Source organism: Streptomyces sp. (genome assembly GCF_031181705.1).
In the GTDB taxonomy this organism is placed as follows: domain Bacteria; phylum Actinomycetota; class Actinomycetes; order Streptomycetales; family Streptomycetaceae; genus Streptomyces.
On the sequence record NZ_JAPSKN010000016.1, the window covers coordinates 1 to 24,015 of the forward strand.

25 protein-coding genes are annotated in these 24,015 nt (G+C 72.6%); 5 read left to right on the forward strand and 20 right to left on the reverse strand.

All coding sequences use genetic code 11. The features are described 5' to 3' along the window. Positions 1 to 41: 41 nt before the first annotated feature. The 5 genes from RIN80_RS05700 to RIN80_RS05720 all read right to left on the reverse strand — a co-directional run bounded on the left by RIN80_RS05700 (position 42) and on the right by RIN80_RS05720 (position 4,297). Positions 42 to 215, reverse strand: a complete 174-nt coding sequence (locus RIN80_RS05700) for a hypothetical protein (protein ID WP_309094386.1) — start codon at positions 213 to 215, stop codon at positions 42 to 44. Between the two features lie 197 nt (positions 216 to 412). Beyond that, positions 413 to 937 carry a hypothetical protein gene (locus RIN80_RS05705; RefSeq protein WP_309094387.1) on the reverse strand — a complete coding sequence of 175 codons (525 nt, stop codon included), beginning with the start codon at positions 935 to 937 and terminating at the stop codon, positions 413 to 415. A gap of 35 nt (positions 938 to 972) precedes the next feature. Beyond that, positions 973 to 1,545, reverse strand: a complete 573-nt coding sequence (locus RIN80_RS05710) for a GNAT family protein (RefSeq protein ID WP_309094388.1) — start codon at positions 1,543 to 1,545, stop codon at positions 973 to 975. Beyond that, positions 1,523 to 3,769 carry an MMPL family transporter gene (locus RIN80_RS05715; protein WP_309094389.1) on the reverse strand — a complete coding sequence of 749 codons (2,247 nt, stop codon included), beginning with the start codon at positions 3,767 to 3,769 and terminating at the stop codon, positions 1,523 to 1,525. Before RIN80_RS05715 ends, RIN80_RS05710 begins: the two co-directional genes overlap by 23 nt. 168 nt (positions 3,770 to 3,937) lie before the next feature. Then, positions 3,938 to 4,297 (reverse strand): hypothetical protein, encoded by a 360-nt coding sequence (locus RIN80_RS05720; RefSeq protein WP_309094390.1) that lies wholly within the window; start codon positions 4,295 to 4,297, stop codon positions 3,938 to 3,940. Positions 4,298 to 4,489: 192 nt separating this feature from the next. On the opposite strand from RIN80_RS05720, the gene RIN80_RS05725 reads away from it, so the two are divergent. Then, the gene (locus RIN80_RS05725) at positions 4,490 to 5,293 is read left to right on the forward strand and encodes a methyltransferase domain-containing protein (RefSeq protein ID WP_309094391.1); all 804 of its coding nucleotides are present in this window, start codon (positions 4,490 to 4,492) and stop codon (positions 5,291 to 5,293) included. Between the two features lie 62 nt (positions 5,294 to 5,355). Here the strand turns inward: RIN80_RS05725 and gatB are convergent, their stop codons facing one another. The 10 genes from gatB to RIN80_RS05775 all read right to left on the reverse strand — a co-directional run bounded on the left by gatB (position 5,356) and on the right by RIN80_RS05775 (position 16,940). Then, the gene (gene gatB, locus RIN80_RS05730; protein ID WP_309094392.1) at positions 5,356 to 6,870 is read right to left on the reverse strand and encodes an Asp-tRNA(Asn)/Glu-tRNA(Gln) amidotransferase subunit GatB; all 1,515 of its coding nucleotides are present in this window, start codon (positions 6,868 to 6,870) and stop codon (positions 5,356 to 5,358) included. A 15-nt stretch (positions 6,871 to 6,885) separates the two neighbouring features. Further along, complete coding sequence (locus RIN80_RS05735; RefSeq protein WP_309094393.1) at positions 6,886 to 7,125, reverse strand: hypothetical protein; 240 nt, start codon at positions 7,123 to 7,125, stop codon at positions 6,886 to 6,888. Then, a complete protein-coding gene (gatA, locus tag RIN80_RS05740) occupies positions 7,122 to 8,615 on the reverse strand; it encodes an Asp-tRNA(Asn)/Glu-tRNA(Gln) amidotransferase subunit GatA (protein ID WP_309094394.1) in 1,494 nt (497 codons plus the stop codon). Before gatA ends, RIN80_RS05735 begins: the two co-directional genes overlap by 4 nt. 4 nt (positions 8,616 to 8,619) lie before the next feature. Then, a complete protein-coding gene (gene gatC / locus RIN80_RS05745; protein ID WP_031117542.1) occupies positions 8,620 to 8,916 on the reverse strand; it encodes an Asp-tRNA(Asn)/Glu-tRNA(Gln) amidotransferase subunit GatC in 297 nt (98 codons plus the stop codon). Positions 8,917 to 9,096: 180 nt separating this feature from the next. Next, the gene (locus tag RIN80_RS05750; protein ID WP_309094395.1) at positions 9,097 to 11,379 is read right to left on the reverse strand and encodes a bifunctional diguanylate cyclase/phosphodiesterase; all 2,283 of its coding nucleotides are present in this window, start codon (positions 11,377 to 11,379) and stop codon (positions 9,097 to 9,099) included. Positions 11,380 to 11,636: 257 nt separating this feature from the next. After that, complete coding sequence (ligA, locus tag RIN80_RS05755) at positions 11,637 to 13,832, reverse strand: NAD-dependent DNA ligase LigA (protein ID WP_309094396.1); 2,196 nt, start codon at positions 13,830 to 13,832, stop codon at positions 11,637 to 11,639. A 15-nt stretch (positions 13,833 to 13,847) separates the two neighbouring features. Then, on the reverse strand, positions 13,848 to 14,855 hold the full coding sequence (locus RIN80_RS05760) for a methionine synthase (RefSeq protein WP_309094397.1): 1,008 nt from the start codon (positions 14,853 to 14,855) through the stop codon (positions 13,848 to 13,850). A 29-nt stretch (positions 14,856 to 14,884) separates the two neighbouring features. Beyond that, the gene (locus tag RIN80_RS05765; RefSeq protein WP_309094398.1) at positions 14,885 to 15,574 is read right to left on the reverse strand and encodes an SDR family oxidoreductase; all 690 of its coding nucleotides are present in this window, start codon (positions 15,572 to 15,574) and stop codon (positions 14,885 to 14,887) included. Positions 15,575 to 15,600: 26 nt separating this feature from the next. Next, a complete protein-coding gene (locus RIN80_RS05770; RefSeq protein ID WP_309094399.1) occupies positions 15,601 to 16,140 on the reverse strand; it encodes a TIGR00730 family Rossman fold protein in 540 nt (179 codons plus the stop codon). Beyond that, positions 16,137 to 16,940 carry a class I SAM-dependent methyltransferase gene (locus RIN80_RS05775; RefSeq protein WP_309094400.1) on the reverse strand — a complete coding sequence of 268 codons (804 nt, stop codon included), beginning with the start codon at positions 16,938 to 16,940 and terminating at the stop codon, positions 16,137 to 16,139. The genes RIN80_RS05770 and RIN80_RS05775 overlap by 4 nt, the downstream gene beginning before the upstream one ends. 83 nt (positions 16,941 to 17,023) lie before the next feature. Here RIN80_RS05775 and RIN80_RS05780 point away from each other — a divergent pair, with 83 nt between their 5' ends. Beyond that, positions 17,024 to 17,347, forward strand: coding sequence for a DUF427 domain-containing protein (locus RIN80_RS05780; RefSeq protein WP_309094401.1), 324 nt, complete (start codon positions 17,024 to 17,026; stop codon positions 17,345 to 17,347). Positions 17,348 to 17,408: 61 nt separating this feature from the next. Next, a complete protein-coding gene (locus RIN80_RS05785) occupies positions 17,409 to 18,191 on the forward strand; it encodes an alpha/beta fold hydrolase (protein ID WP_309094402.1) in 783 nt (260 codons plus the stop codon). 61 nt (positions 18,192 to 18,252) lie between these two features. Here RIN80_RS05785 and mnmA read toward each other — a convergent pair whose 3' ends face one another. After that, the gene (gene mnmA / locus RIN80_RS05790; RefSeq protein WP_309094403.1) at positions 18,253 to 19,383 is read right to left on the reverse strand and encodes a tRNA 2-thiouridine(34) synthase MnmA; all 1,131 of its coding nucleotides are present in this window, start codon (positions 19,381 to 19,383) and stop codon (positions 18,253 to 18,255) included. Between the two features lie 60 nt (positions 19,384 to 19,443). On the opposite strand from mnmA, the gene RIN80_RS05795 reads away from it, so the two are divergent. Next, complete coding sequence (locus tag RIN80_RS05795; RefSeq protein WP_309094404.1) at positions 19,444 to 20,109, forward strand: peptidoglycan recognition family protein; 666 nt, start codon at positions 19,444 to 19,446, stop codon at positions 20,107 to 20,109. Between the two features lie 272 nt (positions 20,110 to 20,381). On the opposite strand, the gene RIN80_RS05800 is transcribed toward RIN80_RS05795, so the two are convergent. The 3 genes from RIN80_RS05800 to RIN80_RS05810 form a co-directional block, all read right to left on the reverse strand. Then, positions 20,382 to 21,551, reverse strand: a complete 1,170-nt coding sequence (locus RIN80_RS05800; RefSeq protein ID WP_309094405.1) for a cysteine desulfurase family protein — start codon at positions 21,549 to 21,551, stop codon at positions 20,382 to 20,384. A gap of 140 nt (positions 21,552 to 21,691) precedes the next feature. Next, the gene (locus RIN80_RS05805) at positions 21,692 to 21,958 is read right to left on the reverse strand and encodes a DUF4190 domain-containing protein (RefSeq protein ID WP_309094406.1); all 267 of its coding nucleotides are present in this window, start codon (positions 21,956 to 21,958) and stop codon (positions 21,692 to 21,694) included. Positions 21,959 to 21,990: 32 nt separating this feature from the next. Next, entirely contained in the window at positions 21,991 to 22,155 is a 165-nt protein-coding gene (locus RIN80_RS05810) for a hypothetical protein (RefSeq protein WP_309094407.1), read from the reverse strand. 115 nt (positions 22,156 to 22,270) lie between these two features. Between RIN80_RS05810 and RIN80_RS05815 the strand changes: the two genes are divergently transcribed. Continuing rightward, a complete protein-coding gene (locus tag RIN80_RS05815) occupies positions 22,271 to 22,909 on the forward strand; it encodes a TetR family transcriptional regulator (protein WP_309094408.1) in 639 nt (212 codons plus the stop codon). A 164-nt stretch (positions 22,910 to 23,073) separates the two neighbouring features. On the opposite strand, the gene RIN80_RS05820 is transcribed toward RIN80_RS05815, so the two are convergent. Continuing rightward, positions 23,074 to 23,934: a thioesterase family protein gene (locus RIN80_RS05820; protein WP_309094409.1), complete on the reverse strand. Its 861-nt coding sequence runs from the start codon at positions 23,932 to 23,934 to the stop codon at positions 23,074 to 23,076. Positions 23,935 to 24,015 lie beyond the last annotated feature (81 nt).

Sequence of the window (24,015 nt, forward strand, 5' to 3'; positions counted from 1 at the left end):
GGCGGCCACCGTCGGCGTGTCGGCCGTCGCCGGCTTCCCGTTCACGCGATGCGGGTCGAGCGGAGCCGCCGGAAGCGGCGGGTATGGCTTTCGTGCTCCGCGGAGGCGTGGCGCTCTGCGCGGCGGGCGCGGTCGGCCTCGCGGACGCGGCGCTCGTGGTCGGCCCGGCGGATGAGGTCGGCGGTGCGCATCTGCTGCAGTTCGTACTCGTACATGGCGTGTCCTCGGTGAGAGACCGGTCCCGGAGGGGTTCCTCCGCGATGTCTCCACCTTCGTCCCCCAGGCGGGGCAGCCACATCGGGAGAGTTCCGCATCTTGGGAGGCCGGCGGGACCTTAGACACGCGTGAGGGGCCTCAGGCCCTCCGTAAGACACTCACGGAGGGCCTAAGACCCCTCAGGACCCGCGGCGGGTCAGCTCGCGGACGGCAGTCCGAGCAGCACGTCCGTGTACTTGAGGACGGCCAGGAGCAGGCCGATGACGCCGAGCGCGACACCCGCCCAGGCGACCGACTTGATCCAGGGGGCCTGAACCCGGCCGGGCGTGCCGAACGCGGGCCGGGCGAGCACCACGACGCCGACGACCAGCGCGGTCAGCGCGAACAGGCCGCCCCACAGGGCGGTGGTCTGCCAGGCGTCGCCGTAGACGGCCTGGATCTGCTTGGCCACGCTCGCGTTCTGCGCGGTCTCCAGCTGGCCGATCAGGTTGCGGCGGGCGGAGGCCACCGTGCCGACCCAGCTGCCGGTGAGCGAGACGACGCCCAGGGCGGCGGAGACCACGGCACCCGCGCCCTGGCCGACTCCCTGGGAGCCGTCCTCCTTGGTCACGGGGGCCGGGGCCTCGGACCCGATCACCTCGTCGGACTCGGTGATGTCCACCGCCTCGTCGTCGGTCGTGGCCTCGGTGGCCTCGGTCTCGTCCACTGCGTTCGTTGCCATGCCTCGCACCGTAGGGTCGCTGTCTGAGAAGTCTCTTAATGATCGCTGTGACCGGCACGCGCGCGTGCCTCGCGCCACTCGGGCGCCAGCACGGACCAGACTTCGAGATCGTGCCGTACGCCACCGTAGTGGTGAGCCGCGCGGCGCACGCCGTCGCGGGTCATGCCGAGTCGCCGCGCCACGTTCAGACTCGGCTGGTTGCCCGAGGCGGCGACCCATTCGACGCGGTGGATGCCGCGCTGCTCGACGGCCCAGTCGATCAGCACCCGCATCGCGCGCGTGACCAGGCCCCGGCCTGTCCCGGCGGGCTCCAGCCAGCAGCCGACCTCGCAGGTGCCGTTCGCCGCGTCGAAGTTGAGGAACAGCACACCGCCGACGAGCGTCCCGTCCAGCCACAGCCCGTGCAGGGAGCCGGTGTCGGCGGCCCGCATGTCGGCGTAGACCTGGAGCTTCGCGCGGGCGGAGAGCAGGTCCGTCTCGGTCGTGCCGAACGGGATGTACCGGCCGATGAACTCCCGCCCCCGCTCCAGGTGCGCCAGGAACTCCCCGGCGTGCCAGGGTTCCAGGGGACGCAGTTCGGCGCCTTCACCCAGGGATATCGCGTACATCCCGCTGCCGCTCCTCCTCCGCCAGGACGTCCGCCGCCTCGGCGTCCGTCGCGGCGGCCAGCCTCTCATGGGTGGCCCGCGTCTCGGGCGGCTCGATGCTGATGCGTGGCATGCTCCGGTCGAGCCAGCGGGGCAGCCACCAGTTGGCGCCGCCGAGCAGGTGCATCAGGGCGGGCACGAGCAGCGTGCGCAGGACGAACGCGTCCAGGGCGACGGCGGCGGCGAGGGCGATGCCGAACATGGCGATCACGCGGTCGCCGCTGAGCACGAAGGCCAGGAAGACCGAGATCATGATGACCGCCGCCGAGTTGATCACCCGGCTGGTCTCGGCGAGGCCGACGCGGACGGCCCGCCGGTTGTCGCCGGTCTCCAGCCACTCCTCGTACATCCGGCTCACCAGGAAGACCTGGTAGTCCATGGACAGGCCGAAGAGCACCGACACCATGATCACCGGCAGGAAGGGCTCGATGGGTCCCGCGCTGCCGAGGCCGAGCAGTTCGCTGCCCCAGCCCCACTGGAAGATCGCGACGACCACGCCGAAGGCGGAGGCCACGGCGGCGACGTTCATCGCGGCGGCCTTCAGCGGGATGCCGATCGACCGGAAGGCCAGCAACAGCAGCAGACAGCCCAGGCCGATCACGACCCCGACGAAGACGGGCAGCTTGGCGACGATGACGTCGGCGAAGTCGTCATAGCCGGCCGTCATGCCGCCCACCTGCACGTCGAGCGAGGTGCCCGACTCGGCGCGCGGCAGCACCTCGTCGCGCAGCCGGTCCACGAGGTCGCTGGTCCGCTGCGACTGCGGGGAGGAGTCGGGTACGACGGTGAGGTAGGCGGTGTGGCCGCCGGAGCCGAAGGTCACCGGGGTGACCGAGGCGATGCCGTCGGTGGCGCGCAGGGTGGCGTCGAGGTTGTCCAGGGCGAGCCTGTCGCCGGCTGCGTCGACCTCGGTGACGAGGGTGAGCGGGCCGTTGACGCCGGGTCCGAAGCCGTCGGCGAGCAGGTCGTAGGCCTGCCGGGTGGTGGCGGTCTTCGGGTCGTTGCCCTGGTCGGAGGTGCCCAGGTGGAGGGAGAGCGTGGGCAGCGCGAGGACGGCCATGACGACCAGTGCGACCGCCCCTAGCAGCTTGGGGTGGCGCTCCACGAAGGCCGCCCAGCGGGCGGCGAACCCGGTCGGCAGCTCGGGCTGGGGCCCGTGCTCCGCCAGCCGGCGGCGTTCGCGGCGGCTGAGCGCGCGCATGCCGATGAGGGACAGCAGGGCGGGCAGCAGGGTCACGGAGGCCGCGACGGTGAGGACCACGGTCAGACCGGCCGCTATCGCCACGCCGTTGAGGAAGCTCAGGCGGAGGATGAGCATGCCCAGCAGGGCGATGCAAACGGTGGCACCCGCGAAGACGACGGCCCGTCCCGTGGTCTGCACGGCGTTCGTGGCGGCCTCGGTGACCGACAGCCCGCGCTTCAGGCCGCGCCGGTGCCGGGTGACGATGAACAGCGCGTAGTCGATGCCGACGCCGAGCCCGATCAGCATGCCGAGCATGGGGGCGAAGTCGGCGACGGTCATGGCGTGCCCGAGCAGCACGATCCCGGCGTAGGCGGTGCCGACGCCGACCAGGGCCGTGGCGATGGGCAGCAGCGAGGCGGCGAGCGAGCCGAAGGCCAGGAGCAGCACGACGGCGGCGACGAGCACGCCGACGACCTCCGCGACGTGCCCGCCGGAGGACTGGGTGAGCGCGACGGCGCTGCCGCCCAGCTCCACCTGGAGCCCGTCGGCCCGGGCGCTCTCGGCGGTGGCGACGACGGCCCGTGCCTCGCCCTCGTCGATGTCCTGGGCCTGCTCGTCGAAGGTGACCGTGGCGTACGCGGTGCGGCCGTCCGCGCTGATCCGGCCCGTGCCCGGGCCGTCGTAGGGGCTGGTGACCGAGGCCACGCCGGGGAGGTTCTCGATGCGGTCCAGGGTCCGGGCCATCGTCTGCTCGACGTCGGCGGCGCGGACGCTGCCGGACTCGGTGTGCCAGACGACGGTGTCGCTGTCGCCGCCGAGCTGCGGGAAGCCCTCGTGCAGCAGCTCGGCGGCGCGGCCGGACTCGGTGCCGGGGACCTGGTAGTCGTTCGAGTACGCGGTGCCGGCGACGGCGGCGCCCGCGGCGACCCCCGTGAAGGCGAGGAGCCACAGCAGAACGGTGACCAGACGGCGTCGGACACACCAGCGTGCGAGGGCTGCCACGAAACGTGCTCCCAGAGTTACTTTTTGTGGATCTTTGACCGGGAACAGTCGTCCCTGAACTGAACGGCCCGCAAAGAGCGCATGAGCAATGCATGGCCACTCTTGCAGGCGAACGAGATCGTTTGTCGGTTTCGTGGGGTTGTTCACAGCGGTCGCGGTCCGTCGCGATCAGTCGAACTGGTCCCCCACCGCCATGACCATGGCGCCCCCGATCAACAGCCACAGCGCGCGCCGGGTGCGGCCCCGGGAGCCCAGGACGGCGGCGGCCGCGCACACGGCGGCCCCGGCGGCGTACGCGGCCGGGACGAGGGCCGGCGCGGAGCCGGTGAGGCGCAGCAGTGCGGCGGCCAGGCCCGCGAGGGTCAGGGCGGCACCGGTGCCGGCGGCGGTCCAGCGGGCCCGGCGGGCGTCCTGCGGACGGTCCTCGGCGCCGTCCTGCTCCGGCGGCTCTTCGGAGTCGTCCTGCTCGACGGCCGTCTCCGGGCCCGCTATCTCCGGGTCGGTGTCGGAATCAGCGCGTCCACTCATGGCCGAGACGGTAGCGCGCGGGCCGGGGAAAACCGGGTGCGGGGCCTGTCGTGGGCCTGTTAGCGTCCGCGGGTCCGAGGAACGCCCGCGGCCTGCCGGCCGCCCGGCCGAAGCAGGTGCATTGTTTGACGGTCCGACCGAGCTCCGACGCATCCCCCTTCTTCCTCAAGGACTCAAGGAGCCCGTTCACCGATGCCGGACATCACTTCCCGGACCTCGAACGACCCCCTCGCTGACCGTGTGAGCCACCCCGGCTACCCGCGCAGCAACGGCTACGACGCCCGCTGGACCATCGACAACCAGATGGGCCCGCACGCGCTGTGGCTGCTGGAGTGGCTGGCCCCGGCCCTGGGGCCCGACACCCTGAGCCCCGGCTCGCGCGTGCTCGACCTGGGCTGCGGACGCGCCATGACGTCGATCTTCCTGGCCAAGGAGTACGACGCCCGGGTCACCGCCGCCGACCTGTGGGTCAAGCCCGACGAGAACGCCCGGCGCATCGACGAGGCGGGCGTCGCCGACCGCGTCCTGCCCGTGCTCGCCGAGGCGCACGACCTGCCGTTCGGTGCGAACAGCTTCGACGCGATCGTCTCCGTCGACGCCTACCAGTACTTCGGCACCGACGACCTGTACCTGCCCGGGCTGGCGCGGCTGCTGAAGCCCGGCGGGCGGATCGGCGTCGTCGTACCGGCGCTGCGTGAGGAGATCGACGGCGTCGAGCCGCCGGAGCATCTCCGGCCCTACTGGGAGCCCGCCTTCTGGTGCTTCCACACCGCCGCCTGGTGGCGCCGCCACTGGACCCGCAGCGGGGCCGTGGAGGTGGAGACCGCGGACTGGCTGGAGGACGGCTGGCGCGACTGGCTGCGCTGGTGCGAGGTCGTCGCCGACGAGCACACGGACCCGTGGCACGTCGAGATGGCCGGCCGGTCGGCCGAGATGCTGCGCCTGGACCAGGGCCGCACGCTGGGCTTCGTCCGGATCGTGGGGCGCCGCCCGTAGGACGTGACAGGGGGGATGCGCCGGGTCCGGCGCATCCCCCCTGTGTCGCGTCACGCGGGGGCTCAGCCCTCGCTGACGCCCAGCTTCTCCAGGATCAGCTCCTTGACGCGCGCCGCGTCGGCCTGTCCCCGGGTCGCCTTCATGACGGCACCGACCAGGGCGCCGGCCGCGGCCACCTTGCCGCCGCGGATCTTGTCCGCGATGGCCGGGTTCCCGGCGATGGCCTCCTCGACGGCGGCGGTGAGGGCGCCCTCGTCGGAGACGACCTTCAGGCCCCGCTTGTCGACGACCTCGTCCGGGGTGCCCTCGCCCGCGAGGACTCCCTCGATGACCTGTCGGGCCAGCTTGTCGTTCAGGTCGCCCTTCGCGACGAGCTCGGTGACCCGGGCCACCTGCGCCGGCGTGATCGCCAGCTCGTCGAGCGCCTTGCCCGACTCGTTGGCGCTGCGGGCCAGCTCGCCCATCCACCACTTGCGGGCGGACGCCGCGTCGGCGCCGGCCTCGATGGTGGCGACGATCGGCTCCAGCGCACCGGCGTTGAGGATCGCCTGCATGTCGGTGCCGCTGATGCCCCACTCCTCGCGGAGCCGGTTGCGGCGGACCAGCGGCAGCTCGGGCAGACCGGCGCGGATCTCCTCGACCCACTCGCGGGACGGGGCGACCGGCACCAGGTCGGGCTCCGGGAAGTACCGGTAGTCCTCGGCCTCCTCCTTCACGCGGCCCGAGGTCGTCGACCCCGTGTCCTCGTGGAAGTGCCGGGTCTCCTGCACGATCGTGCCGCCGGAGGAGAGCACGGCCGCGTGCCGCTGGATCTCGAAGCGGGCCGCGCGCTCCACGGACCGCAGCGAGTTGACGTTCTTCGTCTCCGAACGCGTGCCGAACTTCTCGGTGCCGTGCGGGCGCAGCGACAGGTTCACGTCGCAGCGCATCTGGCCCATCTCCATGCGGGCCTCGGAGACGCCGAGCGCCCGGATGACCTCGCGCAGCTCACGGACGTAGGCCCGCGCGACCTCGGGCGCCCGCTCGCCCGCGCCCTCGATCGGCTTGGTGACGATCTCGATGAGCGGGATGCCGGCGCGGTTGTAGTCCAGCAGGGAGTGGGACGCGCCGTGGATGCGGCCGGTGGCACCGCCGACGTGGGTCGACTTGCCGGTGTCCTCCTCCATGTGGGCGCGCTCGATCTCCACGCGGAAGGTCTCGCCGTCCTCCAGCTGCACGTCGAGGTAGCCGTTGAAGGCGATCGGCTCGTCGTACTGGGAGGTCTGGAAGTTCTTCGGCATGTCCGGATAGAAGTAGTTCTTCCGGGCGAAGCGGCACCACTCGGCGATCTCGCAGTTCAGCGCGAGGCCGATCTTGATGGCGGACTCGACGCCGGTCGCGTTGACGACCGGGAGCGCGCCGGGCAGGCCGAGGCAGACCGGGCAGGTCTGCGTGTTGGCGTCCTGGCCGAGGGCGGTCGAGCAGCCGCAGAACATCTTGGTCTTGGTGCCGAGTTCGACATGGACCTCAAGGCCCATGACGGGGTCGTACGACGCGAGTGCGTCCTCGTACGACACCAGGTCGGTCGTGGTGGTCACGGTGAAGGTTCCCTCTCAGCCCAGCAGAACGTCGTCGTCGCCCAGCTGCTTCAGCTCGCGGTAGAGAATGGCCAGGTTGGTGACGACGGCCGCGCCGGTGATGACGGCGTCGAGCAGCCGCAGCGTGTCGTTGTCTCCGCGGGCCTTCTTGATCTGCTTGTAGACCCCGACGGCACCGAACGCCGACGTGGCCATCGAGATGTACAGACCGGACTTGGACTTCTTGAAGCCCTTGGCCTTGGACAGTGCGCTCACAGCGACGGAGCCTCCTCGATCAGCGGGTGGCCCCACTTTTCCACGAAGGCGGCCTCGACGGCGGCGCCCACCTTGTACAGGCGGTCGTCCTTCATGACGGGGGCGATGATCTGCAGACCGACCGGGAGGTCGTCCTCCGGGGCGAGGCCGCACGGCAGCGACATGGCCGCGTTGCCCGCCAGGTTGGTCGGGATGGTGCACAGGTCGGCGAGGTACATCGCCATCGGGTCGTCGGCGCGCTCGCCGATGGCGAAGGCGGTGGTCGGGGTCGTCGGGGAGACGATCACGTCGACCTGCTCGAACGCCTTGTCGAAGTCCTGCTTGATGAGCGTGCGGACCTTCTGGGCGCTGCCGTAGTACGCGTCGTAGTAGCCGGAGCTGAGCGCGTACGTGCCGAGCATGATGCGGCGCTTGACCTCGGGGCCGAAACCGGCCTCGCGGGTCAGGGAGGTGACCTCCTCGGCCGAGTGCGTGCCGTCGTCGCCGGTCCGCAGGCCGTAGCGCAGGCCGTCGAAGCGGGCGAGGTTGGAGGAGCACTCGGACGGCGCGATCAGGTAGTACGCCGACAGCGCCAGGTCGAAGGAGGGGCAGTCCAGCTCGACGATCTCGGCGCCCAGTTCCTTCAGCAGCTCGACGGACTCGTCGAACCGCTGGATGACGCCGGCCTGGTAGCCCTCGCCGCGGAACTGCTTGACGACGCCGACGCGCATGCCCTGCACGCTGCCGTTGCGGGCGGCCTCGACGACCGGCGGGACCGGGGCGTCGATGGACGTCGAGTCGAGCGGGTCGTGCCCGGCGATGACCTCGTGCAGCAGGGCCGCGTCGAGGACCGTGCGGGCACAGGGGCCGCCCTGGTCCAGGGAGGACGAGAAGGCGACCATGCCGTACCGGGAGACCGCGCCGTAGGTCGGCTTCACGCCGACCGTGCCGGTGACGGCGGCGGGCTGGCGGATGGAGCCGCCGGTGTCGGTGCCGATGGCCAGGGGCGCCATGTGCGCGGCCAGCGCGGCGGAGGAGCCGCCGCCGGAGCCGCCGGGGATCTTCGTCAGGTCCCAGGGGTTGCCGGTCGGGCCGTAGGCGCTGTTCTCGGTGGAGGACCCCATGGCGAACTCGTCCATGTTGGTCTTGCCGAGGATGACCACGTCCGCGGCCTTCAGCCGCTTGGTGAGCGTCGCGTCGTACGGCGGGATCCAGCCTTCGAGGATCTTCGAGCCGACGGTCGTCGGGATGCCCTCGGTGGTGAAGATGTCCTTCAGCGCGAGGGGGACGCCGGCGAGCGGGCCGAGCTTCTCGCCGCGCTCCCGCTTCTCGTCGACGGCACGCGCCTGGGCGAGAGCGCCCTCGCGGTCGACGTGCAGGAAGGCGTGCACCTTCTCGTCGACGGCCTCGATGCGGGCGAGGTGGGCCTCGGTGACCTCGACGGCCGTGAGTTCGCCGGAGGCGATCCTCGCGGCGGTCTCGGCGGCGGTGAGCTTGATGATGTCCGTCACGGTCTTAGTCCTCCCCCAGGATCTGCGGCACCTTGAAACGCTGCTGCTCCTGGGCCGGGGCGCCGGAGAGCGCCTGCTCGGGGGTGAGCGAGGGACGGACCTCGTCCGGGCGCATGACGTTCGTCAGCGGGAGCGGGTGCGAGGTCGGCGGTACGTCTTGGTCGGCGACCTCGCTGACGCGGGCGACCGCGCCGATGATGTCGTCCAGCTGTCCCGCGAAGTGGTCGAGCTCTTCGGGCTTCAGCTCCAGACGCGCCAGCCGGGCGAGGTGGGCGACCTCCTCGCGCGTGATGCCAGGCATGCAGCGATCCTCTGGGGTGAGTGAATGTGGTGTGGCCCAATCCTATGGGGCGGGGAGCCGTGCCCGTGAAACGGTTTGCCGGCCCGCGCCCGGGGCGGCCGGCGAGCCGGGTATCGCGTCGCGGCCGCGGGCCGGGCCCGCCCGCGCGGCCGGACGGGTCCGCCGGGCCCGCGGGTCCGGCTAACCCACCCGGCCCGAGTCGTCCGCCGCGGCCGCCGGGAGCGCGGCGCGGGGGCGCTGCCACCCCCGCGAGCCCCGGGCGCGGAGCCAGGCCGTGGTCTCCTCGGGCGGCATCGCGGCGGCGACCAGCCAGCCCTGCACGGCGTCGCAGCCGAGGTCGCGCAGGCGCTCCCAGGTCTCGTCGTCCTCGACGCCCTCGGCGACGACGAGCAGCCCGAGGGAGTGCGCGAGGTCGACCGTGCAGCGCACGATCTCCGCGTCCTCGTGGTCGAGCGCCAGCCGGGCCACGAAGGAGCGGTCGATCTTCAGCTCGCTGACGGGGAGCCGGCGCAGGTGCACCAGGGAGGAGTAGCCCGTGCCGAAGTCGTCCAGGGACATCTTCACGCCGTGCGCGGTCAGCCCGTTGAGGGTGTCGGCGGCGCGCTGCGGGTCCTCCAGCAGGACGTGTTCCGTTATCTCCAGTTGGAGCGCTCCCGCGGGCACGCCGTGCCGGGCCAGCCGGGCGGCGACCGAGCCGGCGAAGCCAGGCGTGTGCACGTCACGCGGGGAGACGTTCACCGCGACCGGCACGAACAGGCCCTGGGCGCGCCAGCGGGCGACCTGGCCGAGCGCGGTCTCCAGGACGTACTCGGTGAGGTGGGGCATCAGGCCCGAGGACTCGGCGATCGCTATGAACTCGTCCGGCGGTACCTTGCCCCGCTCCGGGTGCACCCAACGGACCAGGGCCTCGAGGCCCGCGACCTGTCCGTCGAAGCGGACCTTGGGCTGGTAGTGCAGGTGCACCTCGTGCGCGTCGAGCGCCCGGCGCAGATCGCCCAGCAGACCGAGCCGGTCGGGGGTGTTGGAGTCGCGCTTGGACTCGTACACCTCGACGCCGGTGCGGTCCCGCTTGGCCTGGTACATCGCCACGTCCGCCCGGCGCAGGAGTCCTTCGGCGTCGAGTGCGTGGTCGGGGAAGACGGCGACCCCGGCACTGGCCTCCAGGACCAGCGTGAGGCCGTCGAGGTCGAGGGGGGAGCTGAGCGCGGTGACCAGCTGGCGTGCGATGCGGGTCGCGGACGTCGTGGAGTCGGCGACCGGCAGTAAGACGGCGAACTCGTCCCCGCCGAGCCGCGCGGCCTCCGCCCCGCGCGGCAGCGCCACCCGCAGCCGGTCCGCGATCTGCAGCAGCAGCCGGTCACCGGCCAGATGACCGAGGGTGTCGTTGACCGACCGGAACCGGTCGAGGTCGATCAGCATCAGGGCGGCGCGGGCGTCGATCCGCTCGGCGTCGTCCAGCGCGGTCCAGATGCGCTCCAGCAGCCACTGGCGGTTGGGCAGCCCGGTGAGCGGGTCGCGCAGCTGCTCCTCGGCCCGGGCCCGGGCTATCCAAAGCGTGGAGTCCAGGGCGATGAGGGGGATGGAGAACAGCGGCAGCAGGATCGGCTTGGCCACGGCCACCACGCACACCAGCGGCGCGATGCCCAGCAGCGCGACCGCGACCAGGCCGTGTCGGACCAGGGCGGTGCGGGCGACGGTGGGCAGACCGGAGCGCGGGGCGTGCAGGTACCAGAGCAGGACGCGGGTGACGGCGAGGTAGGCGACGGCGACCAGGGCCACCTCGGGCGCGGTGGCGAGCGTCCAGGCCCCGGGGTCCGTGGGGGACTCGACGGAGGGCACCGTCCCGAAGGCGGCCAGCACCAGGGCGCCGGCGCCGATCCCGAGGAGGTCGACCGCCCCGTGCAGCACACCCTGGCGCCAGCGGTGGCGGCGGGCTACGCCGACCAGCACGACGACCGTGAGGCTGACCATCCCGGCCGGCAGCCAGCCGTACAGCAGCAGCACGGCGAGGGTGAGGGCGGCGCCCGAGCCGGTGCCGCCCCACCAGCGGGAGCGGCCGAGCATGACGAGGTGGCCGACGATGACGCCGGTCAGCAGGGCCAGCGCCCAGCCGGTGGTGCCCGACGGGAAGAGGGCGTGTCCGCCGGTGAAGGCACGGTAGAAGCCGGCGCCCAGGACGAACCCGGCTGCCACGACGATCGCCGCGGGCAGCACGGGCCAGGACGGGTGCCGTTCGGTGTCCGCGTCCGGCCCGGCGCCGGTCGCCGCCGGGGGACGCTCGCCGGCCGGCTGTGCGGTGCCGCGGGCGTCCGCGGCGGCGCGTCCGCCCGCGGTGTACTGCCCGACGGCGCGCGCCTGGGCGCCCGGATGCCCCGCCGGCCGCCCGGCCCCACGCACTGCCCGCCATGCGACCGCCACACGGCGCAGCCGTGAGCCCGGCTCGGCGCTCTCGGTCGGTTCCATTCCCGTCCCTCTCACAGCCGGCGGTGCCCACGCCCCGCGGCCCGGTGCCCGACAAACCCAACGGCCCGCGTGGGAAATCCCTTCCCCGCACTCCGCGCGAGCACGAAGATGCCCCGACCGCAGCCGGGCACGGCAGGCGCACATCTCAACAGTAGGCCGCAGAAGGCTTCCACGGGCGGCGGTCGCCGACGGTTGCCCGAATGCGCCCCGGCCACCCGTATGCATCTGGTATGCGCCGAACGGGTGGCCTTCAACCGCTACTCCTCGGACGAAAGGGCGACTTCGGCCGCCGCTTCGGGCCCCTGTTCCAGCAGGACACCGAAACCGTCCTCGTTCAGAACCGGAACCTTCAGCTGCATCGCCTTGTCGTACTTCGATCCGGGGCTGTCCCCCACGACGACGAACGACGTCTTCTTCGAAACGGAACCGGTCACCTTCGCCCCCCGGCTCTGCAGGGCCTCCTTGGCGCCGTCCCGCGTGAAGTGTTCGAGGGTGCCCGTGACGACGACCGTGAGGCCTTCGAGCGGGCGCGGCCCCTCGTCCTCGCCGGTGCTCTCCGCCTCCATGCGGACGCCCGCGGCCTTCCACTTACGGATGATTTCGCGGTGCCAGTCCTCGGCGAACCACTGCTTGAGGGAGGCGGCGATGGTCGGCCCGACGCCCTCGGTGCCCGCCAGCTCCTCCTCCGTGGCCTGGTCGATGCGCTCGATCGAGCGGAACTCGCGGGCCAGGGCCTCGGCCGCGACCGGCCCGACGTGTCGGATCGACAGGCTGGTGAGGATGCGGGCGAGCGGGCGCTCCTTGGCCGCGGCGATGTTCTCCAGCATGGCGAGCGCGTTCTTGCGGGGCTCGCCCTGCTGGTTGGCGAAGACCGTCGCGACCTTCTCCTCGCCGGTCTTCGGGTCGCGCTTGGGCAGGCCGCTGTCCTGGTCGAGGACGTACGCCTTGATGGGCAGCAGCTGTTCGACGGTGAGGTCGAACAGGTCGCCCTCGTCCGCCAGCGGCGGGGTCTTCGGCTCCAGCGGGGCCGTGAGGGCGGCCGCGGCGACGTAGCCGAAGTGCTCGATGTCCAGCGCCTTGCGGCCCGCGAGGTAGAACAGGCGCTCGCGCAACTGGGCCGGGCAGGTGCGGGCGTTGGGGCAGCGCAGGTCGACGTCGCCCTCCTTCATCGGCCGCAGCGGGGTGCCGCACTCGGGGCACTCGCTCGGCATCACGAACTCGCGCTCGCTGCCGTCGCGCAGGTCGGCGACGGGGCCGAGGATCTCGGGGATGACGTCACCGGCCTTGCGCAGCACCACCGTGTCGCCGATGAGGACGCCCTTGGCCTTGACCACGTCCTGGTTGTGCAGCGTGGCGAACTCGACCTCGGAGCCGGCGACCGTGACCGGCTCGACCTGGGCGTACGGGGTGACCCGGCCCGTGCGGCCCACGCCCACGCGGATGTTGACCAGCTTGGTGTTGACCTCCTCCGGGGCGTACTTGTAAGCGATCGCCCAGCGGGGGGCGCGCGAGGTGGAGCCGAGGCGGCCCTGGAGGGGGATCTCGTCGAGCTTGACGACCACGCCGTCGATCTCGTGCTCCACGGAGTGGCGGTTCTCGCCGAAGTGGGCGATGAACTCCCGTACGCCTTCCAGGCCGTCGACCACCTTGTTGTGCCGGGAGGTGGGCAGGCCCCAGGTCTTGAGCAGGTCGTAGGCCTGGGAGAGGCGGGTCAGGCCGGTGAAGCCCTCCAGGGCGCCGATGCCGTGGACCACCATGTGCAGGGGGCGGGTGGCCGTGACGCGGGGGTCCTTCTGGCGCAGGGAACCGGCGGCCGCGTTGCGCGGGTTGGCGAAGGGCTTGTCGCCGGCCTCGACCAGACGGGCGTTGAGCTCCTGGAACTTCTCCATCGGGAAGTAGACCTCGCCGCGGATCTCGACGAGGTCGGGGACGTCGTCCCCCTTGAGGCGGTCGGGGATCTCCGCGATCGTCCGCACGTTCGGCGTGATGTCCTCGCCGGTGCGGCCGTCGCCACGGGTCGCCGCGCGGGTGAGGCGGCCGTGCTCGTAGGTGAGGTTCACGGCGAGTCCGTCGACCTTCAGCTCGCACAGGAAGTGGTAGTCCTGCTCGCCCAGTTCCCTGGCGATGCGCTCCGTCCAGGCGGCCATCTCGTCGTCGTTGAAGGTGTTGTCCAGCGAGAGCATGCGCTCGCGGTGGGCGACCGCCGTGAACTCCGTCTCGTAGGACCCGGAGACCTTCTGGGTCGGCGAGTCCGGCGTGCGCAGCTCCGGGTGCTCCTCCTCCAGCGCCTCCAGGGAACGCAGCAGCTGGTCGAACTCCGCGTCGCTGACGACGGGAGCGTCCTTCACGTAGTAGCGGAAGCGGTGCTCCTCGATCTGCTCCGCGAGGCGCGCGTGCTTCTCCCGTGCCTCGGCGGGCACCGTCGTCGTCTCCGCTTGCTTGTCGCCGGCCACCGTGTCGTCCTCCCGTTACTCTGGGTTGTCCGCGAGGGATCTCGCCGCCCTGACACAGTGGGCGAGAGCCTGGCGCGCGTACCCCGGGGAGACCCCCGCGAGTCCGCACGCCGGGGTGAGGGTGACCGCCTCCGCGAGAAGCCCCGGAGACAGCCCCAGCCTGCGCCACAGCGTCCTGACACCCATGACGCTACCGGCAGGGTCTGACAATGGTCCCTCCGCGGACGGGACGACGCCGGCGAACAGCCGGGTGCCGCCCTCCACCGCCTCCCCGATCACCTCGTCGTCACGCTCGGTGAGCAGGGAGAAGTCGAACGAGACGGCCGCCGCACCCGCCCGGCGGAGCAGGGCGAACGGGACGTCCGGGGCACAGGAGTGGACGACGACCGGGCCGTCGGGGTGCGTCCCGACGAGGTCGCGCAGCGTCTGCTCGGCGATCTGCCGGTCGACGGCCCGGTGGGTGCGGTAACCGCTGGCGGTCTTCACCCGGCCGCGCAGCACGGCGGCGAGGGAGGGCTCGTCGAGCTGGAGCACGAGCTGCGCGCCCGGGACGCGCCGCCGCACCTCGGCGAGGTGCTGGCGCAGGCCCTCGGCGAGGGAGGCGGCCAGGTCGCGGCAGGCGCCGGCGTCGGACAGGGCCGCCTCGCCGTTGCGCAGCTCCAGGTTGGCGGCGAGGGTCCAGGGGCCGACGGCCTGGACCTTCAGCGGCCCCTGGTACTCCTGGGTGTGCTCCTCCAGCGCGTCGAGGTCCTCGCGGAGCCAGGAGCGGGCCCGCTTGGTGTCCCGCCCCGGCCGGTCGCCGAGCCGCCAGCCGCTGGGCTCCACGCGCGCGTACAGCTCGACGAGCATGCCGGCGGTCCGGCCGATCATGTCGGCGCCGGGGCCCCGGGCGGGCAGTTCGGGCAGGAAGGGGAAGTCCTCGAAGGTCCCGGTGGCGGTCTTGGCTGCCTCCCGGGCGTCGCCTCCGGGCAGGGAGCCGACACCGGTGGCCGCACCGAACCTGAACTGGCTGTTTTCGCTCACCGCGACAGCCTAGTGAACGGGCGCCGGGGTCAGGCGCCCGGCCGCACCGTCAGGTCGTTGACCTCGGCGTCGCGCGGCAGGTCCAGGGCCATAAGGATCGTCGTGGCCACCGACTCGGGGTCGATCCACTTCGAGGCGTCGTACTCCTTGCCCTCCTGCTGGTGGACCTTGGCCTGCATGGGGCTGGCCGTGCGGCCGGGGTAGACCGAGGTGACGCGCACCCCGTTGCCGTGCTCCTCGTGGCGCAGCGCGTCGGCGAGGGCCTTCAGGCCGTGCTTGGAGGCGGCGTAGGCGGACCAGTCGGCGTGGGCGTTGAGGCCGGCGCCGGAGTTGACGAAGAGCACGTGGCCGCGGGCGGCGCGCAGCTGGGGCAGGAAGTGGCGGGTCAGCTCGGCGGGGGCGACGAGGTTGACGTTGAGCTGGTGGCGCCAGGTCTTCGGGGTGAGCTCGCCGACCGGGCCGAGGTCGACGACGCCGGCGATGTGCAGCAGCGAGTCCACCCGGTCGGGCAGGGACTGGTGGGAGAAGGCCCAGGAGAGCTTGTCGGGGTCCGCCAGGTCGCCGACCAGCGTCCTGGCGCCGGGGAAGCCGGCCGCCAGCTCCTTCGCGCGGGCCGCGTCGCGCGCGTGCAGCACGAGCTCGTCCCCGCGCGCGTGCAGGCGGCGGGCCACGGCCGCGCCGATGCCGGATCCGGCCCCGGTGATCACATGAGTAGCCATGCCCGCCATGCTCGCATCGGAGCCGGTCAGGCGATGCCCCGGCTCTCCTCCAGGTAGGCCAGTGCCCCGACCGGCTCCTCCGCGAAGAAGACCAGGTCGGTCAGCGGGCGGGGCAGGAAGCCCTCGTCCTCCATCCGGCGGAACTGCTCCTTGAGGCCGTCGTAGAAGCCCGCCGTGTTGAGCAGGACCACCGGCTTGTCGGTGTGCCCGTGCTTCTTCAGCTCCAGGATCTCGGTCGCCTCGTCGAGCGTGCCCGTCCCGCCGACCATGACGACCACCGCGTCGGCCTTCTCCAGCAGCAGCCGCTTGCGCTCGGCGAGGTCCTCGGCGATCACCATCTCGTCGACGCCCTGGCGGGCCTTGGCGGCGAGGAACCGCACGGAGACGCCGGCCAGCCGGCCTCCCGCCTCCTGCACGCCGTCGGCGACGACCTTCATCAGGCCGACGTCGGAGCCGCCCCACACGAGCGTGTGACCGCCCTTGCCGAGCAGCTCGGCGAACTCCCGCGCGGGCCGGGTGTAGCGCTCGTCGAGGTCGGCGGCGGAGAGGAAGACGCAGATGTTCATGGACCCACCGTACGGGCCGGGTCGGCGGCCGTGGTGAGGCGCAGTTTGGACTGGCGGTGCGGCAGCCGCTCCCAGTCGTCCATGAACCGGGCGTCCAGGCCGTGCCGCGCGGCGAGGTCGGTCAGGGTCCGCGTCCGGTAGTAGAAGTCCTCGTGCAGCACCTGGTGCTCCTCGCCCTCGGTGCGGTCGAACGTGAAGTCGAAGAACCCGCCGGGCGCGAGGATCCGCCCGACGTGCGCGAAGCACTCCTCGATGACGGGCAGCGGCGAGTGCGAGAAGACGCTGTGCGCGTGCACCACGTCGAAGTGCGCGTCGGGCAGGAAGTCGAAGGTCAGATCGTCGGCGAGGGTGAGGTGGGGCAGCTTGGGCTGGAGCTTGTCGGCGACGAGGACGTCCTGGGCGGCGAGCAGGATGTGCGGCGAGATGTCGATGCCGTAGTAGTGGCCGGTGTCGAGGTAGTCGATGAACAGCCGGCCGGCCCGCAGGTTGCCGCAGCCGATGTCCAGCATGCGGTGGTGCGGCCGCAGGCCGTGCCCCACCAGGTACTCGAACTGCATGCGCCCGATGCGCGTCCACGCCTCGCGCGAGGGGTTGTGTCCCACGGCCGCCTCCGCGCTGCGGGCCGCGTCCGAGGCCATCACCGCCCGGTAGTACGCGATGTGGTCGCGGTGGCGCAGCCGCAGCAGGGCGTCCCGCAGGAGGCGCCGGGCGTGCGCGGGCACCCGTTCCGGGTGGCGCAGGGCGTACCGGAGCTGGTGGACCAGGCTGCTGCGGTTCCTGGCCGGTTCCGTGGCGCGCATCTCGGCCTCCTGCGGGGGCGGGGGAAGAACTCGGCTTCAGCCTGCGCTGTATCGCATGAGCCGGCTACCCGAGGAGGGCGATCGTGACGACAGGGCACCGCATCACCGTCGAGCGGAGCGAGCGGCACGTGCGCGTGGTGCGCGACGGGCAGGTCCTCGCCGAGAGCGACCGGCCGCTGCTCCTGCGGGAGACGGGCTGTCCGGAGCGGTACTACATCCCGCCCGAGGACGTGCGCCTGGACCTGCTGACCCCGTCCGGCACGCAGACGTACTGCCCCTTCAAGGGCACCGCGTCCTACTGGTCCCTGCCGGGCGCCGCGGACCTCGTCTGGGCGTATCCGGACCCCAAGCCGGCCGTCGCCGGGATCAAGGACCACCTGTGCTTCTACGACGTGGAAGTCACGTGATCGGCTGACGCACGGCCCGCCTCACCCAGGATCACCGTGCCGTGCGGCAGTCTCAACAGGCATGGACAAGAAGACCCTTTCGCGGGACGGCACCCGCATCGCCTACGAGAGCACCGGCCGGGGCCCCGCGGTCGTCCTGGTGAGCGGCGCGATGTCGACGGGCGGCACGCTGGCGCCACTGGCGGTGTCGCTGGCGGAGCGCTTCCAGGCCGTCGTGTACGACCGCAGGGGCCGCGGTGCCAGCGGCGACACCGCGCCCTACGCGGTGGAGCGCGAGATCGAGGACCTGGCGGCGGTGATCGAGGCGGTGGGCGGCGAGGCGTTGCTGTACGGCATCTCCTCCGGTGGCGCGCTCGCCCTGGAGGCGGCGGCGAGCGGGCTGCCGGTGCGGCGCGTGGCGGTGTACGAGACGCCGTTCACGATGTCGGGAGAGGGCGCGAGGGAGCGCGCGGAGTACACCCGGGGGCTGACGGAGGCGCTCGGTGAGGGGCGGCGCGGGGACGCGGTGGAACTGTTCCTGCGGCTGACCGGCCTGGCCGAGAGCGTGATCCGCAACGCCCGTCAGTCCCCCATGTGGGCGGGCATGGAGACACTCGCGCCGAGCCTCGCCTACGACGACGCCGTCATGGGTGACGGCCGGGTCCCCCGGGAGCGGCTGGCCTCGGTCGGCGTCCCCACCCTGGCGGTGGCGGGCGACGCGAGCCCGGCCTGGCTGCGCGAGGCGGCCCGGGCCATCGCGGACTGCGTCCCCGACGGGTCGTACCGCACGCTCCAGGGCCAGACGCACATGGTGGAGCCGAACGTGCTGGCGCCGGTGCTGACGGAGTTCTTCAGCCGGGGCTGAGAGGCCTGTGCACGGCTCCACGCGCGCGTGGAGCCGCCTTCGGGCGGGAGCGGGGCCGGGGTCAGGCGACGCCCGCCGTCGCCCTCGTGGTCGAGGCGATCGTCGCCGAGCCCACCACGCGCGTGCCGTCGTACAGGACGATCGCCTGGCCGGGGGCGACGCCGCGGACCGGCTCGGCGAAGGTGACCTCCAGGGTGCCGTCGACGACCTCGGCGGTCACCTCGGTCTCGCCGCCGTGGGCGCGCAGCTGGGCCGTGTAGGTGCCGGGGCCGGTGGGGGCGGCGCCGCACCAGCGCGGCCTGATCGCCCGCAGCGCGGTGACGTCGAGGGCGTCGGCCGGGCCGACCGTCACCGTGTTGTTCACCGGGGAGATGTCGAGGACGTAGCGGGGCTTGCCGTCGGGGGCGGGCGTGCCGATGCGCAGGCCCTTGCGCTGGCCGATGGTGAAGCCGTACGCGCCCTCGTGGGTGCCGAGCTTGTTGCCGGCCTCGTCGACGATGTCGCCCTCGGCCCTGCCCAGCCGCTGTGCCAGGAAGCCCTGGGTGTCGCCGTCGGCGATGAAGCAGATGTCGTGCGAGTCGGGCTTCTTGGCGACGGCGAGCCCGCGCCGCTCGGCCTCGGCGCGGATCTCGTCCTTGGTGGTGACCGTGTCTCCGAGCGGGAACAGCGCGTGGGCGAGCTGCCGGTCGTCGAGCACGCCGAGGACGTACGACTGGTCCTTGGCCATGTCGGAGGCGCGGTGCAGCTCGCGGGTGCCGTCCTCGCGGACGATCACCTTGGCGTAGTGGCCCGTGCAGACAGCGTCGAAGCCGAGCGCGAGCGCCTTGTCGAGCAGGGCGGCGAACTTGATCTTCTCGTTGCAGCGCAGGCAGGGGTTGGGGGTGCGGCCGGCCTCGTACTCGGCGACGAAGTCCTCCACGACGTCCTCGCGGAAGCGGTCGGCGAGGTCCCACACGTAGAACGGGATGCCGATGACGTCGGCGGCGCGGCGGGCGTCGCGCGAGTCCTCGATGGTGCAGCAGCCCCGCGCGCCCGTGCGGAAGGACTGGGGGTTGGCGGAGAGCGCGAGGTGGACGCCGGTCACGTCGTGGCCCGCCTCGGCCGCGCGGGCGGCGGCGACGGCGGAGTCGACGCCGCCGGACATGGCGGCCAGGACGCGGAGGGGGCGGGGGCGCTGCGGGGTGTCAGTCATAACCCCTCCAGGGTAAGGGGGCGCGGGAACCAGGACCGGCGGGTATCCGTTGACGATCACATGGGACAGCGGAAGGCTTCGAGGGACGGCGACCGGAAGGTCGGGCGCCGCGCGTTGCTGATCGGCGGTGCGGCGGCCGCGGCGGGCACGGCCGTGCTGGCCCGGGACGAGCTGGGGCGGTTGTGGTGGCGCACCCCCGGCGTGGAGAAGCCGCGCAAGGAGGGCGAGGTCGACTTCGCGGGCGCGCGCTGGGTGGCGGCGTCCGACGCGAACTGGCGGCGCGCGGACCGGCCCGACGACTTCGGCATAGACATGGTGATCGTCCATGTCACGCAGGGCAGCTTCGACAGCGCGGTGAAGGCCTTCCGGGACCCGGGGCACAAGGCGGCCACGCACTACATCGTCCGCCAGGACGGGCACGTGACGCAGATGATCCGCGAGCTGGACGTGGCGTACCACGCGGGCAACCGCGACTACAACGAGCGCAGCGTCGGCATCGAGCACGAGGGCTTCGTGGACCGCCCGCAGGACCTCACGGACGAGATGTACGAGGCCTCGGCGCGCCTGACCGCCCGGATATGCGCGCGGTACGACATCCCCGTGGACCGCGAGCACATCATCGGCCACGTGGAGGTCCCGGGCACGGACCACACGGACCCGGGGCCGCACTGGGACTGGGACAAGTACCTGCGGCTGGTGCGCCGGGCACGCACGACGCCCGCCTGACCGGCCCGCCGGCCGGACGCGGAACAGGACGGCGCCGAGGGCGACGGCGGGTGCCAGGCCCTGGCCGAGCGCCCCGTGCCGCAGCCGCGGGACCGACACGGCGAAGACGACGGCAAACCCACGAGGAACCCGCGGAGGCGGAGGACCAGGGCGCGCCCGGCGGTCTCGTCCCCGGTGCGCAGGGTCACGCCCCCGGCGAGGAGCCCGGGGTCCGGGCAGGACGTTGCGGACGGCGACCCCAGCCCGCCCGCCGGGCACTGCGCCGGTCCGGCCTACGTCAGTCCCGCCGCCCGGGCCCGTTCCACCGCCGGGCCGATGGCCTTGGCCAGGGCCTCGACGTCGGCCTCGGTGGAGGTGTGGCCGAGGGAGAAGCGGAGGGTGCCGCGGGCCAGGTCGGGGTCGGTGCCGGTGGCGAGGAGGACATGGCTGGGCTGGGCGACGCCGGCGGTACAGGCGGAGCCGGTGGAGCACTCGATGCCCTGGGCGTCGAGCAGGAGCAGCAGGGAGTCGCCCTCGCAGCCGGGGAAGGTGAAGTGCGCGTTGGCCGGAAGGCGCCCTTCGGGATCCGGGTCGCCGCCGAGGATCGCGTCGGGTACGGCCGAGCGGACGGCCGCCACCAGGGCGTCGCGCAGGGCGCCGATCTCCCGGGCGAACCACTCGCGCTGCTCGGCGGCCCGCCGCGCGGCCACGGCGAAGGAGGCGATGGCGGGCACGTCCAGGGTGCCGGAGCGCACGTGCCGCTCCTGACCTCCGCCGTGCAGGACGGGGACGGGGGTGTGCTCGCGGCCGAGGAGCAGCGCGCCGATGCCGTAGGGGCCGCCGATCTTGTGGCCGGAGACGGTCATCGCCGCGAGGCCGGAGGCGGCGAAGTCCACGGGGACCTGGCCGAAGGCCTGCACGGCGTCGGAGTGCAGCGGGACTGCGAACTCCGCGGCGACGTCGGCCAGTTCGCGGATCGGCAGGATCGTCCCGATCTCGTTGTTCGCCCACATGACGGTGGCGAGGGCCACGTCGCCGGGGTTGCGGGCGATGGCCTCGCGCAGGGTGTCCGGGTGGACCCGGCCGTGGGCGTCGACCGGCAGGTACTCGATGGTGGCGCCCTCGTGTTCGCCGAGCCAGTGCACGGCGTCGAGGACCGCGTGGTGCTCGACGGGGCTGGCGAGGACGCGGGTGCGGGCCGGGTCGGCGTCGCGGCGTGACCAGTACAGGCCCTTGACGGCGAGGTTGTCGGCCTCCGTGCCGCCCGAGGTGAAGACGACCTCGCTGGGGCGTGCGCCGAGGGCTTCGGCGAGGGTCTCGCGGGCCTCCTCGACGGTGCGGCGGGCCTGCCGGCCGGATGCGTGGAGGGAGGACGCGTTGCCGGTGGCACCCAGCTGGGCGGTGAACGCCTCAACCGCCTCCGGGAGCATCGGGGTGGTCGCGGCGTGGTCGAGGTAAGCCATGGTGAGCCCGATTCTACGGCTCCCCTTCGGCGGGCCTGAGAGCAAGGCTGGCCGAACGTGAACCGCTGTCCGGCGCGGCGGTGGCCCGCCGTCCCCGGGCCCGGCCCCGGCTCGCCGGCGCGTGATCGGCCGACGGCGGCTCAGAAGCTCCAGGAGATCGTGCTGTCGGACTGCACGAAGGCGGCCAGGACCAGCAGGTCGGCGACGCCCAGGCCCAGACCGAGCAGGGCGCGTCCGCGCCGCTCGGTGCCGCGCCACAGGGCGACGCTCGCCAGCACGATGGCGATCGGGCCGAGGAAGACGTTGAGGACCAGCAGGCCGAGCAGGCCGAGGACGAAGGACGCGACGGCCATGCCGTCGGTGTCGCGGATGCCGGTGCGGCGCGAGGCCGGGGCGGTGAGCTGCACGATGATCGACTCCCGGGTCGGAGGTGCGGTGGTCAGTGGGCCTGCGGGTGGCGCCGGCGGTTGCGCTCCCGCATCGCGAAGATGCCGAGCCAGACGGCGATGACGGCGCCGGCGGCGAGGGAGAAGCCGAGCGGCGCGTGGGCCACGGTGCCCAGCACGAACCCCAGCAGCAGGAGTGCGGCGACGATGAACAGCATGGGAAACAGCCCCCAGAATTCGGTGAACGATTGTAGTTACACTTGTTCACTGACTTCCCAGTCTAGCGCCTCTCATGACTTTCCAATTCCAGAGAACAGTTGTTAACTGCATGGCATGAGTCACACCCTCGGCATCCGGCAGGCCCAGAAACAGAAGACCCGGCAGGCACTCCTGGACGCGGCCCTGGGGCTGCTGGAGGAGCAGAGCCTGAGCAGCCTCGGGCTGCGCGAGGTCACCCGCGCCGTCGGTGTCGCCCCGACCGCCTTCTACCGCCACTTCCGCTCCACGTCGGATCTGGGCGTGGCCCTGGTCGAGGAGGCGCTGGGCAGCCTGCACCCGATGATCCGGACGACGGTGTCCGGGACGGGTGACCAGGAGGAACGCATCACGCGTGCCATCGAGTTGATCGCCCGTCACGTCGACGGGTACCCCGCGCATGTCCGCTTCATCGCGCGGGAACGACATGGCGGAGTCCAGCCGGTGCGGGAGGCCATACGGGACCAACTGTCCCGGTTCGCCGGGGAGGTCAAGGACGAGCTGGCCAAGGACCCGGTGTCCGAGGGCTGGAGCGAGGACGACCTGCTGATGCTGGCGCACCTCTACGTCGACCAGATGCTGATCACGGCGTCGCTCTTCCTGGAGGCACTGGAAGGGCCGCCGGAGGCGCGCGAGGAGCGGCAGCGGGAGGTCGCCCGGGTGGCGACCCGTCAGCTGCGGCTGATCGGCCTCGGCCGTCACCACTGGCTGGATTGAGCCGTACCGCGCGACGCCCGGGGGCGGCGCGCTCGTTCGCGAGCACGCCGCCCCCGGGCGTTTTCCGGCCGCACCGCGACCCGGCCGGCGCCTGCTCGTCCGCGGGCGGGAGCCCCCGAGCGCGCACCCGCCGGAGATCCGGGGAGGGGTCGGTGCGGCGCGGTTCAGCCGAGCCGGACCCGCGCCAGCTGCCGGGACTGCGCCACCAGCCGGTCGGCGCTGTCCCACACCTCCGCGTCCTCCTCCAGGAAGCCACCGGCGAGGTTGCGTGTGGTGATCGACACGCGCAGCGGGCCCGGCGCCGGACGGCACCGCACGTGCACGGTCAGCTCGACGGTCGGCACCCAGCCCTTCAGGCCGAGCTCGAAGGCGGTCGGCGGCAGGGCGTCCACCGCCAGCAGCAGGGAGAGCGGGTCGGGGTCGCGGCCGTCCTTGAGGCCGAACCAGGCCCGCATCTCGCCCCTGCCCGAGGGCTGTCCGAGGGCCCAGCCCAGGGTCGACGGGTCGAGCTTGAGCATCAGCCGGTCGGTGATGGCCGAGCTGCCCTCGACCGGGGCCGGCCCGTCCTCGGGGCCGAAGCAGTGCCCGATCGGCGGGATCGCGGGCGGCCGGGCCGTGGTGCGGACGTCGTCGGGCAGGGTGTCCAGGTCGCCGTAGGAGGCGAGCACGCGGATGCGTTCGACCTCGCGGCCCTCGTCGTCGTACTGGAACAGCGAGGCCTGGCCGGTCGACAGGGTGCGACCGGTGCGGACGACGTCCGTGCGGACGACCGCCGGGCCGGGCTGCGACGCGGTCAGGTAGTGCGCCGAGATGGTGAAGGGGTCGGCGTGCGGCAGGGCGTCCGCGAGCGCTCGGCCGAGGACGGCCAGCAGGTAGCCGCCGTTGACGGCGCTGATGATCGTCCAGCCGGCGGAGAGGTCGATGTCGTAGACGCCGGGCGCGCGGCGGGTGAGCGCGGTGTCGCGGTCGAACTCGCTGTCGCCGATCGTGGCCCGGACGGCCGGGGCGGAGGCTGCTTCTGGCATGGCTGAACAGTACAAGAACCAACTACTAAGCGGTAGCTTTGCACTGCTCCCCGGACGGCGACGCATGGGTGAGACACGGGC